Origin of the sequence: Streptomyces sp. YS415 (genome assembly GCF_023544665.1) — a bacterium.
Classification (GTDB): domain Bacteria; phylum Actinomycetota; class Actinomycetes; order Streptomycetales; family Streptomycetaceae; genus Streptomyces.
On the sequence record NZ_JAMJFL010000012.1, the window covers coordinates 102,610 to 115,910 of the forward strand.

The following is a 13,301-nucleotide window of genomic DNA, read 5'->3' on the forward strand; positions in this document are numbered from 1 at the left end:
CTACGACCGCCCCTCTCGCGCCGGCATGGCGCGGACCGTCCGCACCTTGCCCTGTCCTCCACCCGCCAGCACGCCGGCGGCTTCCAACTTCTCCAGCGCCTTGGTCACGGTCGGACGTGAGACCCCGAACCGTTCGGCCAGCACGGAAGCGCTGGGGAACGCTTCCCCTACTTCGAGTCCCTCAGTCACGATGATCTCTGCCAACCGCTGATCGAGTGGGCGCCGGTCGACTCGCGCCCCCGCGCGTACGACGCGCCACCGCTCGCCCGGTACTGGCTCGGCCATGCCCTCCTGACGCAGTACGCCGAACGCACGGAGAGCGACCCCGCGCGAAACCTTGTGGTCGCGCATGACCTCAGCCAGAGATGGAAGTTCCGACATGTCTGGGTCGTCCTCGATCTGCCTCTTCACAGAGTCAGCAATCTTCAGGAAGGTACCCCGAGGGTTGGCCTGCTGCGACACTCGCTCTCCTTCTCCATTCGCCATCGCCATCCCAGCCTCCCACGACCCGTCAGCGCTGCGGAGGGGGCAAGGAGTCGCGCTGTCGCCCTTGGCCAACCTGCGGCCACAGAAGGCGGACCAATGAGAGCGGAAACCCAAATACGCAGCTCACGGATTCACGGATCGCTCGCCACTCCCACTCACGGCTTCCACTCGCTGCATGATCCTGAAATCAACGCCCCAGTAGTGGCCTAGCTATCAATAGGCGAGAAGAACGGCTTTGCAATATCTCGAATAATTCCCCCTCGCCTGATCCGGCGAGCTCGCTCATTCGTTCCCGAGATAACGTCTACTCGATACTGCTCAGCAGTCTGGCCGAAAACCTTCGGCTGTACCCCTTCGGAGATGCCGTCGACTTCCGCATAGAAAGTGCTCAGCTGCTTACCGAAAGCCGCCACGTCGCTACAGTTCTCTGGGCCGAGATCTGACAGCTCTACCATAAGCGTGAACAGATCATTCTTCTGCCACATTCGACTCGAACCGTCTACACTCAGATCCTCGATCAGTTTAGATGTTCGTTCCAGCTTACCCTCCACTTCAGCCCATTCCGGGAACTCGTCATTGTACTGCTCAAGGTAGGTCTCGTGTTCGACATCTCGGCTAAAGTACCCGGAGATCATGGTGATGATAAGGGTCAAGCACCATTTAATGTCATTCATTCGCCGAATATCAACGGCATTAAAGACACGGTGAGCGTCAAAGAACTGCCATTCGCTCACACCTTCCGCTGCACGCTTAAGTGCACCATCAAATCGGGCGTGATTGACCTCCATCGCATTTAGACCATAGTTGGTGGAATTCATTCGAGTGAAAACGTTGCGAACATCTTGATCCGTAAGCTCGCCAAGGTCTCGAACTACAACATCATAGTTCAGAAAGGCAAGCTTTGCGCCGTCATCAAGGCTTTCATAGGGATCAAGAGGCCCTAGCTTCAAATCTTTCGACGCAGTGAAGTACTGGTACAAGGTCGTGAGTCGCTGCTGACCATCAACAACCTGCTGATTACCCCGCCCAGTAGTCAGGTCGACATCCCCATCACACAAGAAGATCTCAGGAAAAGGAAGCCCTTCAAGAACCGTCCGAATGAATTCCTGCTTGTGCTTATCGGTCCACACGAGTCGCCGCTGAAACTCAGGCTTAAGGATCAGGCTTCCATCGCTTACCGCAGTCAAAAGTTGACGGATCTTCTTGTTGGTGGCAGTCGTCTTCACAGTTGGCTCGTCTCCTGACATGCCGCGACGGCGCGACATTGATAGTTCTCCAGAGATTCCATTTCATTCCAAATGGCGAATGTGACCCGGTACGGCCCGGCAACTCTGGCGCGCTGAAGGGATCGCCCAAGTTCCCATAGCTTTTCTTGGGTCGGAATAAGCGGCGAGCGAGGAATGTCGGATAGGTGAATCGAACCCCAGAAATGGCGCAGCTTGAACATGCGCTCCTGGTCAGCCTTCCATATTCCCTTTTCTGACTGGAATGCACGAACTTGACGCCAAAGGCTAGTGTAAATTTCTGGGGAGACTATCGCAATGTCGACGTCCGACGTGTCGCTAAAAGGGCGGTATCGCGCTTTTGGTTTAATGCTAAAACCTAGCTTAGCCGATCCCACGGTGTAAACATCTCGGTTAGGGTGAACACCGAGGGCGCTCGCCACGGCCTCGCGGAGCGTTGCGTGCGTTGTGCGGTCAATAGCTACACAAGACCCATGAGTCAGAAACTCACGAACCACGGGCAGAGGGCCACTATGCCTCTTTAGCCCTTCCTTGAATTCGACTAACGCACGACTAATTGCGTTTTCGAGCTCGCTATCATTCGCGGCGCTCAACAGGGGCCACCCCGTTCAATTGACCAGTGCATGCAATTTTGCACGATGGTAATGTTTTCGCTTTTTGGTATCAGTTGAGCAGTCTAGCCGTTCCTGCCTGACTCCGGTGACGTCACGTCAGAAGTTACGTCCCAGTAGGCATTCAGGCGAGGCCTCCCGCTTTACGCGTCGGCCTTCGGCGATCGCATGGCCGTAGTTCGCGTCAGGAGGTACGGCTGCCACCGGCCAGGATCTTGCCTCGGCTGGTCCGTTCGGCAACGCTCGTTGTCTTGGTTTTTCTCCAGTGCGCTGACAGCCGCCATCGTTCACCGCCGTACGTGCACCCCGCCTGACCTGCCCGCGCCCCCACGGACGCCCCGGACGGCCGAGCGGCCAGTTGGAAAGCGTGCGCTCCGTCAGCGCGCTTGAGGGGGGACGGCAACGGGACCCGTCAGCGCCCGTGGACCCTGTGCGGGCCGGCAGTACCCTCGCGGGAGTCGAAACCGCCCCTGACCAGGACGCACGTACTGCCCGCTTGACGCTCCTGAAAGCCCTTCCTGTGACGTGGCGGCGTCTACGGCGCGAGTAGACGCCGCCACGCACGAGTCAATCGAGCATGGCCTCATGGAGGCGTCGCGCAGTAGCAGTGAGCAGGCGCCGAAGCTTGTCCCTGTTCTCGCCGTAGGTCTTGAGGGCGTGGCAGTTCGGGCACAAGGCGATCATGTTCCAAGGGACATCGGGTCCCTTCTTGGCGAGGTCTTTGACGTGGTCGACCTGCAAGATTGGCAGGCCGGCTGTGGTCAGCTCGGTGGGGTGGCCTGCGCAGTCAGGGCTTTCGCACCTGCCGCGGCAGCGCTTGATGACGGCAGCTCGCGCACTAGGGTCGCGGACGTACTTGTCGGCCAGTGTCGGCTTCTTCATCTGGCCACGCCGCTCGGCGTTCGCCTCCGCCTTCTGCGCCAGCCGCCGATACGCATCCTCGTCGCTCTCCTCGACGCCGGGGGCTTCAAGGGCAAGGTCGCTGGGACGGTAGTCGCCAGTGTCGTCGTGGAGCTCCCCTGTATCGGCGTCCAGCGCTTCGAGCACTTCGGCGGGCCATGTCTCCCGCTCCGGGGAAGGAACCGGCGCCAGCACCCAAAGGAACTCACGACGGGGCAGCTTGTCTTCTCCAACGCCCCACCGCAGTCGGCGTTGCACGATCACGGCCCAGGTTTCGAAGCTGAACTGTCCCTGGAACGGCTTGTGCCAGTAGCGCAACGGGCGGCCGGCCGTCTGGTGTTCGGCCATGAGCTCGTTGCCGTCAGTGAGTTTCTGGTCGCCAGAAAGCCCGTCGCCAACGTAGGCGATCCAGTTGGTGTCCGGGATGCGCCCATCGGCGTAGGGGCCCTTGTCGTCCGAGAAGGCGCTCACGATGCCGTCGGCGAGGCAGCCGATCCCCGCCATCTTCTGCCCACCGTAGGACCGCCAAATGGCGTCTCGATCCTTGAAGTTTTCCCCAAGCAGAGGGCGCAGAGCATCCGGCCATCTGCCGGCGAGCAACTCGTGGAGGCCGAAGTCTTCGAGCAAGTCTGCTGGAAGGGGATGGAAGTAGCGCAGGATCAGTCCGGCAGCTGCTGATGCCGCGGCATCCGGGTGCGAGCGGAGCAGGTTGTAGTCATCCTCGCGCAGACCGCCAAGGGGATTGACCTCGTTCAGGGACTCCAGTGTGGGGCGCCGCCCTCGACTGGTCAGGTTGAGTTTTTGCCCCTGCTCGATGGTCCACAGCTCATCGCGAACGAGTGCCCAGAACGGGTAGCGGGCCCCGTCCACGCCGTCTTCCACTTGTCCGTGCTTCACCAGCAGAGGTGCGACAGCATCACGGGTGGTCGACCATGTCTGCATGCGGGGTGCTCCGGCCAGGGCCTGGCCGATTGCCCAGAGCAGGAGAACGGGACGGTGCAGGGCGGGCCCCGTGGCTCGTCGGGCCGGCCGGACGTCACCCACTCGCCGGTGAAAGGACTTGGGGGGCTCCACCACGGTGAAGCCCTCCCTCTTCAGCCATGCCACTGCATGCCTGAGGCCCCCGCTGAGCTCCGACGGCTTGAGTGCTGTCCCGAAGTCGTACTGGTGAGCGACGCCAGCTATGGCCTTCGAGTCGTACATGTTCCCCTCGTGCTCTAGGAGATAGGTAGCCGCGGCGCGATAGCCGTAGGTGTCCCGGAACGCCTCCGGGCCGATCCGGTCGTGCTCCGCAATCGCCTGCAGGATGCCTGCACGAGTGATCTCAGACGGTGCCATGAGCGACACCGTAAAGCAGGGCACTGACAGCGGACCCTGACATGCCTCGCGCTGCGGCCGGTTCGTACGTCGCTGGCTGGACTGAGACCCCGTAGCACCGAAGTGCCTTGGTATCCAACTGACGCAGCCGGGTTGGCAATGGCAAGTCGGTATCACAGCGCTGTGGCGGTCAACGACTTCTGCTGGAGACCAATGTCGTGCGCGTCCAGGCGATGAGTTGGCGGACGATCGCCTGAGCGCGGGCACTGTGCTTGGGGAAGAACGGCAGCAACGCGAGAGCAGGCACGGAGGCCAGCGTCACGACGAACAAGGGAAGTAGGGCAAGAAGGACAATGAGCGCTCGCTGCACCCAGCGGGCGCCGTTGATGACAGCTGACCATGAGGACGGGGCCATGACGGATGTGTTCCTTTCGGAGCAGGCACTTGAGAACTCATCCACAGTCGGTGGCGTCCGGTAGGTTGCGAAAGCGGCAATGGTTGCCAGCAGCGTGACAACCGATCAGGGGTGGTGAGCGTTGGCTAAGGAAGGGCCCGCAGCTGGGAGTTCGTCCGAGCTGGAACGAGGTGAGGTTCCGGAAGTTGCCGCGCTCGGCAACGCGTTGACATCTTTGTTCAACACCCTGGAAGTGACACAGAACGCGTACGCCGTCCGCATCTCTATGGACAAGTCCATTGTCTCCCGCTACCTGAGGGGTCGAAGAGTTGCGACAGAGGACTTCATCGATCGCCTGATGCGGGAGGTCGAAGTTCGGCGTGGTGCTTCGGTTCAGCCAGAGGTGCGTCGAAGGGTGACGAAGCTCCGGCTCGACGCTCTCAAGGTAACCGACCCCGCCACATACGAATTGGAGGAACTGCGCGCCGAAATGCTCGAATCGGGGCGCAAGGTTCAAATGCTCGTCAGGCATCAGGAAGCCCTGCACGACCTCTTGGAGAAGAGGGAGTCAGCAGTGCGCGCAGTACAGGAAGAATTGGAGACTGTACGGCAGGACTGGACCGTGGATCTGGCACGTGCGGAGCGTGCCGAAGTCGAGCTGCGTGAACGGGTCGAACGGCACTCCACTGAGCGTGGACGACTCTTCCAAGAGATCACCCGGCTCAAGGCCGAGATTTCCGAGATTGCGAGACTCAAGGCCGGGGCGGAACAAAGGTGCGCCGAGCTGGAAGAGCAAGTCAGTCTGATGGAAGAGGAACTAGCCACTCGGCTTGGCGCGACTGGGGAACCTGCGCTTCCCCTTGCTGCTCTCAAGGGGCAGTTGGCGGAACTAGTGGAGGCTGGGGAACAGCGGGAGGCGTCGAGGGAAGTCGTGGAGGCAGCGTGGGGTCGGCCCATCGGTGAGCTCGCGGAATTGGTCGAGTGGCTCCGAGAGCGTCGGGACCATAGCCGCGCCGACCGGTTGATCACGGAAGTTGTTCACGCGCGGAAAGTTGGTGAATTGGCCGAGTTTGGCAACCTGGTCAGGAGTCCGCGAGGATATTTGCCAACCATTCTCGTCAAGGAGGCAGCAGATATTCGAAGGCCGCAGGAAATTATTCTCCTCCAGGTTGAGTGGGGCGGCGTCTCGCAACCTTTAAACGTGAAGGAAAGTATTCTAAACTTCCTATGTCGTTCTCTTCGGGATGAAAGTGAAGTTGTCGAGACGCTGGCCCTTCTAGATCCGAATGATGCGACTACGTTCGCGACCCTTAAGGGAATCCGTGCGCGAACAGGATACGAACAGCGCTACGTGACAACCGTGACGCAGCTTGAGTCGATAGGATGCGGCAGCGTAGCCGTGGCGCTTTGTGTAAACATGTTTAGAAGCCATCATCGACTGAAGGCGATGCTAAGCGGGTTGACTGACAGGCAGTGCGTACAATTCACGCATATCCTGCTCCGATCGGAACCGATCGAGCTGATCACCCATTGGCTGGTAAGAGAGTTCGATTTCGTGCCAGTTCCAATTGCCGAAGACAACCGACTCGACCATCGAGTAGCAATTTTCGCCGACACGCTGAGAGACGCGGGTCGACTCTCAGAGGTGCGAACGGTGATCGCTGCCACCACTCCGAGAGGAGATTATTCCCCCTCCCTCCTCCGCTACCTGGAGAGCGCTCCACCACAGCCTGAACGAGATTCCGGAAGCCGCAACGACCGGGAGGCGTGAGGGCATCGGACCGGAGTCTGCGCGCAGTTCCCCCAGGTATCCCCCGGCAAGGGCCAGCGACTGGGAATCCCCAGGCCACAAGGGGCAGGGGGAGCCCGCTGTAAAACTGTCCACGACAGACCTCCTCGGCCATGCGAAGCACGGGAGGCCGGCCGGCGTTGAGCCCAGGAGACGCGGGCCCGGCCCGGTTCAAGGGCAAGTCTCAGGCGAGGCCCGCGGCCACGGCGGACGGGGACCCGGCCCAGCCCTCGTCTGTCCGCCACACTGCTGCGATGCCGTGGTGCTCAAGGAGCCGGACGTACACCTCGCCAACGGGTTCCGAGAACAAGGCCATCTTGTGTGGCTGCGCGTCCTCTGGATACAGGCAGAAGGCGTAGGTAGCGAGCTGCCCTAGGGCCTCGCGTACGGCTCCCGTGGCGTTCCCCCGGCGGACGAACTTGGCTTCAGCGAGCCAGTGGATTCCATTCCTGATGATGACCAGGTCCCGCGGATGCACGTTGGTGCCTACCTCGACGCCCTGCTCTCGGAGGTACGTGCCGTACTGCTGCACGAGAGTCTCGTGGCTGCGGCTCTTGCGGAGCCGTCGTGCTGTCACTACCTGGACGTACTCTTCATCGCTCTTGGGCGCGAAGTGAAGGAGGGTCTCTGGGGACTGTGTGGGAGGCTGTTCGACCACCGTGACGATGGTGTCGCGGGTGGTCTGACGCACTTCCTCACGGACTGCCAGGGCGTCTTGGTACAGAGCGATCATGCGGCTGAGGTCGGCACGCAACGTCTGCTCGTCAGGCAACGCAGCGATGTCATAGGTGGTGGCCAGGATGTTGCCGGCCTGGTACGAGCGCGGCAACCCTGGCTGGTTACCGAGGTCGATCGTGACATCCAAACCAGCCCTTGCCTCGGTCGGCAGGGCTTCCCTGATGGCTTCTGCTTGCGCTGCCAGCCTTTGACGTGCTTCGCGGGTGCCCAGGGCTTTAGTGATTTCGGTGACGCCTTGGTTGAGGCTGAGCGCGAAGGTCTTCCTGTCCTCGGCGAGGAGGTAGACGAGGTACATGCCGCGCGTAGCGGTAGTTGTCTCATCGGGGTCGAAGAACGACACCCACGGGCAGACCGCAGCGTTCCCCCTTCCGGGGCTGCCCTCGACGAGATAGCCGGCCGGCACCAAGTGCCCAATCTTGTCCGGCGCCGCGCGGAGCAGTCGTGCAGCGTCACTGCTTGTGCTGGCGGCGGCGCCCACCCCGAAGGTGGTCCCGACCTGGCTGAGGAAGTTGCTGAGCTCCATAGCGCGGATGCTACGTGCGCACACTGACAGGCGCCCATGTCCATATCACTGCACCAGAGTTGGCGATGGCCACTTCATCCTGTGTCGGCAGCCGCGGAGACTAGTCCGTCATGGCGGCTCGCCGTCGCACATCAAGTGGTCAGGGCCCAAGAGGAGGCACGTAGTGGGCCGAGAAACTTGAGGGAGCACAGCCCCAACCCCGTGCCTCCTCTCCGAGCATCAGTAGTAGCTGCTAAACACCTCCTTGATCGCTGCCCAAAGAACGCGAACGCTCAATGAGACAACGATCTGCTTGGCGAGCTCTGCCGCTAGCTGTGCCCGATGAGTAGACGACTTGTCACTCATATCCCCACCTCCCTAGGTGATCTCAACCACCCGCAGGTGGCCCTCCCTCCGGATGGGTGTGGGGACAAGTGCCAAGGTAATGGCGTGAGTTGGGTCGTGCTACGCATTCAGCAAAATGCGTCCCTTGACAGGGCCAGATACGCGAGCACCTCCCGTGCACTGGCTTCCTGGTTCCTGACCTACTTCGGTGCTTGACGTGGCGTTGTGCTCAGGAAGCACACTTGCTGACGCCTGATGCATACAGCTCAAGCCATGGCCGATGAGACTGCTGAGGGGTGGGCGTGGGGCATCGACGGTCGATGCAAAAAATCCTGCAGGTCAGATGATTTTCGCTGCGCGGACTGTAAATCTGCCGACTCAGCCTTGCCTGCAAGCCGCTCGTTGTCCTTGTCTTTGTCCAGTGCACCAACGGACGCCGCCCCGAGGGCACAACGAGGGCACAACGGCTTCGCACGGCCTCAACGGCAGCCAACGCCAGCAAACGACATTTGCCTGGTCAGCGATGGGGCTTGACATTTTCCGCAGATGACGCGCCAAGGGGCGGCACCCCCGCACGGGTGCCGCCCCCTTCTCGCGTTCCGGAGCCGCCGTGGATCGGTACTGAGGGTCGGGGACCCACGACGGCTCCGGAGCCTGGGACGGTCAGCGGTGGTCGCTGCCCGCCGACTGGGTGGCCGCGCGCCCCGCTTCCAGGCGGGCGACCGGGATGCGGAACGGCGAGCAGGAGACGTAGTCCAGACCTACCTCGTGGAAGAAGTGGACCGACTCCGGGTCACCGCCGTGCTCACCGCAGACGCCGAGCTTGAGGTCGGGGCGCGTCGCGCGGCCGGCCTTCGCGGCGGAGGCGACCAGCGAGCCCACGCCGTCCTTGTCGATCGTCTCGAAGGGGCTGACGCCGAAGATGCCCTTCTCCAGGTAGGCCGTGAAGAACGAGGCCTCCACGTCGTCCCGGCTGAAGCCCCACACCGTCTGGGTGAGGTCGTTCGTGCCGAAGGAGAAGAACTCCGCCGCCTCGGCGATCTGGCCGGCGGTCAGCGCGGCGCGCGGCAGCTCGATCATTGTGCCGATCGCCAGCTTCAGCTGGGTGCCGGTGGCCGCCTCGACCTCCGCGATCACCGCGTCGGCCTCCTCGCGGACGATCTCCAGCTCCTGGACCGTGCCGACCAGCGGGATCATGATCTCCGCACGCGGGTCGCCCTTGGCGTTCTTGCGCTCGGCCGCGGCCTCCGCGATGGCCCGTACCTGCATGGTGAACAGGCCGGGGATGACCAGGCCGAGGCGCACGCCGCGCAGACCCAGCATCGGGTTCTGCTCGTGCAGCCGGTGCACGGCCTGGAGCAGCCGCAGCTCGTTCTCGTGCGGGTCCTTGCGGGCCTCCGCCAGCGCCACGCGCACCGACAGCTCGGTGATGTCCGGGAGGAACTCGTGCAGCGGCGGGTCGAGCAGCCGGACCGTCACCGGCAGTCCGTCCATCGCCGAGAACAGCTCCACGAAGTCCTGCTTCTGCAGCGGCAGCAGCGCCTTCAGGGACTCCTCGCGCTCGGTGTCCGTGTCGGCCAGGATGAGGCGCTCGACCAGCTCGCGCCGGTCACCGAGGAACATGTGCTCGGTACGGCACAGGCCGATGCCCTGGGCGCCGAAGCGGCGGGCCCGCAGCGCGTCCTCGGCGTTGTCGGCGTTGGCGCGCACCCGCAGCCGGCGCTTGCGGTCGGCGAACGCCATGATCCGGTGCACGGCCTCGACCAGTTCGTCGGCGTCGTTGGCGCCCGCGTGCATCCGGCCCTCGAAGTACTCGACGACGGGAGAGGGCACGACCGGCACCTCACCGAGGTACACCTTGCCGCTGGAGCCGTCGATGGAGATGAGGTCGCCCTCCTCCACCACATGCCCGCCCGGCACCGTCATCCGGCGCCGCTTGGTGTCGACCTCCAGCTCCTCGGCGCCGCAGACACAGGTCTTGCCCATGCCGCGGGCGACCACGGCCGCGTGGGAGGTCTTGCCGCCGCGGGAGGTCAGGATGCCCTCGGCCGCGATCATGCCGTCCAGGTCGTCGGGGTTGGTCTCCCGGCGCACCAGGATGACCTTCTCGCCCGAACGCGACCACTTCACGGCCGTGTACGAGTCGAAGACCGCCTTGCCGACCGCCGCACCCGGCGAGGCCGCGATGCCCCGGCCGACCTGCTGGGTCTTGGCTTCCTCGTCGAACTTGGGGAACATCAGCTGCGCGAGCTGGGCGCCGTTGACGCGCTGGAGCGCCTCGGTCTCGTCGATCAGGCCCTGGTCGACCAGCTGGGTGGCGATCCGGAAGGCCGCGCCCGCCGTGCGCTTGCCGACGCGCGTCTGCAGCATCCACAGCTGGCCGCGCTCGATGGTGAACTCGATGTCGCAGAGATCCTTGTAGTGGTTCTCCAGGGTCTCCATGATCTGCATCAGCTGGTCGTACGACTTCTTGTCGATCGTCTCCAGCTCCGCCAGCGGCACGGTGTTGCGGATGCCCGCCACCACGTCCTCGCCCTGGGCGTTCTGCAGGTAGTCGCCGTACACGCCCTGGTGGCCGGAGGCCGGGTCGCGGGTGAAGGCGACGCCGGTGCCCGAGTCCGGGCCCAGGTTGCCGAAGACCATCGAGCAGACGTTGACGGCCGTGCCCAGGTCGTGCGGGATGCGCTCCTGACGGCGGTACAGCTTGGCGCGGTCACCGTTCCAGGAGTCGAAGACCGCCTTGATGGCGAGGTCCATCTGCTCGCGCGGCTCCTGCGGGAAGTCCCGGCCGGCCTCGGTCTTGACGATCTTCTTGAACTTGGTGACGAGCTTCTTGAGGTCGCCAGCCTCCAGCTCGGTGTCGACGGTGACCTTCTTGGCCGCCTTCGCCGCCTCCAGCGCCTCCTCGAACAACTCGCCGTCCACGCCGAGGACGGTCTTGCCGAACATCTGGATGAGGCGCCGGTAGGAGTCCCAGGCGAACCGGTCGTCGCCGGCCTGCTTGGCGAGGCCCTGCACCGACTTGTCGGAGAGCCCGATGTTCAGGACCGTGTCCATCATGCCGGGCATGGAGAACTTGGCGCCGGAGCGCACCGATACGAGGAGGGGGTCGTCGGCCTGGCCGAGCTTCTTGCCCATCTTCGTCTCGAGGGCGTCGAGGTGCGCACTCACCTCGTCACGCAGTGCCGCCGGCTCCTCGCCACTGTCGAGGTAGACCTTGCAGGCCTCGGTGGTGATCGTGAAGCCGGGGGGGACGGGGAGGCCCAGGTTGGTCATCTCGGCGAGGTTCGCACCCTTACCGCCCAGAAGGTCCTTGAGCTCCTTGTTGCCCTCGGTGAAGTCGTAAACGAACTTTTTGTTTTCCGACACGGGTCCCAACTCCTCGAGGACTCGGTGGCTGCCCTGACGGCGAGGAACATACCCAGATCGAAGGCGCCTGGGTACGTCCACTTGTGCGTCATGCGCCTGTAACCAGTCGTCACCCACCGGATCGAAAGTCAAAGCTTGGCAAGGAAGCACACCGCCATGTGTTCACTTCTTGAACGGATTCACGGCCTCAGGCCCGGCGAAAGTGCTCAGATGAGCGGCTCTCTCTACGTCTGAGTTCGATCGATGAACGATCAAGGGGTGGCACTCGGTGCCACCCCTTGGAGAAGTGCAGTAGCCCAAGATTCGCTCATCTGAGCGCAACCCTTATCAAGGGTGGCGAGAATCACGCTGCCACAGCCGCCGGGATTTCACCATGCGGACGTGCGGTGAGACCGGAAACGCGCCGGTCACACGCCGAGCGCGGTGAGCCGCTCCTCGGCCCGCTCGGGCGCGTACAGATGCTCCACGACCAGCGCTCCGGCCCCCACCAGACCGGCCCGCTCGCCCAGCCGTGAGGTGACGATCTCCAGATGAGCGGTGGAGCGCGGCAGCGCCCGCTGGTAGAGCAGCTCTCGTACGCCGGTCAGGAACGGCGTCCCGGCCAGGTCCCCCGCGATCATCAGCACCCCGGGGTTGAGCAGCGTCACCACGGTCGCCAGCACGTCCCCGACCTGACGGCCCGCCTCCCGGGCCAGGCCCACCGCCTCCGGGTGCCCCGCCGCCAGCAGCTCCCGCACATCCGAGCCGGACGCCGCCCGCACCCCGGCCTCGGCCAGCCGCCGGGCCACGGCACCGCCGCTCGCGACGGCGGCGAGACAGCCGTAGGACCCGCAGCGGCACAGGGCCTCGGCGCCCACCCGGATGTGGCCGAGGTCCCCGGCGCCGCCGTCGACGCCCCGGAAGAGCGAGCCGTCCACGACGACGCCCGCGCCGATCCCGGTGGAGACCTTGACCAGCACGAACGCCGAGCAGTCGGGGTAGCCCGTGCGCTGTTCGCCGTACGCCATGAGGTTGGCGTCGTTGTCGACGAGGACCGGCACCCGGGGTGCTCCGGAGTGCTCGGTGAAGGATCTGGCGAGGCGGCCCCTGATGTCGTAGCCGTCCCAGCCGGGCATGATCGGCGGCTGCACGACCCGGCCGGTCTCCCTGTCGACCGGGCCGGGCACCGCGAGGCCGATGCCGCAGACCTCGCCGGCCCGGTGGCCGGCCTTCTCCAGCAGTCCGGCGAACCAGCGGCCCAGTTCCCCGAGGACCGCCTCGGGGCCGTCCTCCACGACCAGGGTCCCGCCGTGCTCGGCGAGGATCTCGCCGGTCAGCGTCAGGACGGCGGCGCGGGCGTGCCGGGTGTCGAGGTCGGCGGCGAGGACGACGGCGTGCGCGTCGTCGAACTCCAGGGTGATCGAGGGGCGTCCGCCGAGCGGGGAGTCGACCGGTCCGCCGGCGCCCTCGCGCAGCCAGCCCGCGCGGAACAGCCGGTCCAGGCGCTGCCCGACGGTGGCCCGGGAGAGCCCGGTGACCTGTTGCAGGGCGCCGCGCGTGGTGGCCCGGCCGGTGCGGACCAGTTCCAGCAGATCACCGGCGCTGACCTGACCCCGACCCGTCATGC

Annotated in this window: 8 protein-coding genes; 1 reads left to right on the forward strand and 7 read right to left on the reverse strand. The window is 64.0% G+C overall.

The features are described 5' to 3' along the window. The 4 genes from M8H82_RS17545 to M8H82_RS17560 form a co-directional block, all read right to left on the reverse strand. A complete protein-coding gene (locus M8H82_RS17545) occupies nt 1-462 on the reverse strand; it encodes a GntR family transcriptional regulator (RefSeq protein WP_250074992.1) in 462 nt (153 codons plus the stop codon). A gap of 230 nt (nt 463-692) precedes the next feature. Next, a complete protein-coding gene (locus M8H82_RS17550; protein ID WP_250074994.1) occupies nt 693-1,712 on the reverse strand; it encodes a DUF262 domain-containing protein in 1,020 nt (339 codons plus the stop codon). Further along, complete coding sequence (locus M8H82_RS17555; RefSeq protein WP_250074996.1) at nt 1,709-1,933, reverse strand: hypothetical protein; 225 nt, start codon at nt 1,931-1,933, stop codon at nt 1,709-1,711. The genes M8H82_RS17550 and M8H82_RS17555 overlap by 4 nt, the downstream gene beginning before the upstream one ends. A gap of 975 nt (nt 1,934-2,908) precedes the next feature. Beyond that, on the reverse strand, nt 2,909-4,579 hold the full coding sequence (locus tag M8H82_RS17560) for an HNH endonuclease (protein WP_250074998.1): 1,671 nt from the start codon (nt 4,577-4,579) through the stop codon (nt 2,909-2,911). A 515-nt stretch (nt 4,580-5,094) separates the two neighbouring features. Here M8H82_RS17560 and M8H82_RS17565 point away from each other — a divergent pair. Next, a complete protein-coding gene (locus M8H82_RS17565) occupies nt 5,095-6,723 on the forward strand; it encodes a hypothetical protein (protein WP_250075000.1) in 1,629 nt (542 codons plus the stop codon). A 202-nt stretch (nt 6,724-6,925) separates the two neighbouring features. Here the strand turns inward: M8H82_RS17565 and M8H82_RS17570 are convergent, their stop codons facing one another. The 3 genes from M8H82_RS17570 to M8H82_RS17580 form a co-directional block, all read right to left on the reverse strand. Continuing rightward, nucleotides 6,926-8,002 carry an MrcB family domain-containing protein gene (locus tag M8H82_RS17570; RefSeq protein WP_250075002.1) on the reverse strand — a complete coding sequence of 359 codons (1,077 nt, stop codon included), beginning with the start codon at nt 8,000-8,002 and terminating at the stop codon, nt 6,926-6,928. Between the two features lie 987 nt (nt 8,003-8,989). Continuing rightward, a complete protein-coding gene (gene ppdK / locus M8H82_RS17575) occupies nt 8,990-11,695 on the reverse strand; it encodes a pyruvate, phosphate dikinase (RefSeq protein ID WP_250075004.1) in 2,706 nt (901 codons plus the stop codon). Between the two features lie 407 nt (nt 11,696-12,102). Continuing rightward, entirely contained in the window at nt 12,103-13,299 is a 1,197-nt protein-coding gene (locus tag M8H82_RS17580) for an ROK family protein (protein ID WP_250075006.1), read from the reverse strand. Nucleotides 13,300-13,301 lie beyond the last annotated feature (2 nt).

Excerpts from the sequence above, each read along its gene's own strand:
- M8H82_RS17555 (WP_250074996.1), bottom strand. The coding sequence starts at position 1,933 with ATGTTCAAGCTGCGCCATTTCTGGGGTTCGATTCACCTATCCGACATT.
- M8H82_RS17560 (WP_250074998.1), bottom strand. The coding sequence starts at position 4,579 with ATGGCACCGTCTGAGATCACTCGTGCAGGCATCCTGCAGGCGATTGCG.
- M8H82_RS17570 (WP_250075002.1), bottom strand. The coding sequence starts at position 8,002 with ATGGAGCTCAGCAACTTCCTCAGCCAGGTCGGGACCACCTTCGGGGTG.
- M8H82_RS17580 (WP_250075006.1), bottom strand. The coding sequence starts at position 13,299 with ATGACGGGTCGGGGTCAGGTCAGCGCCGGTGATCTGCTGGAACTGGTC.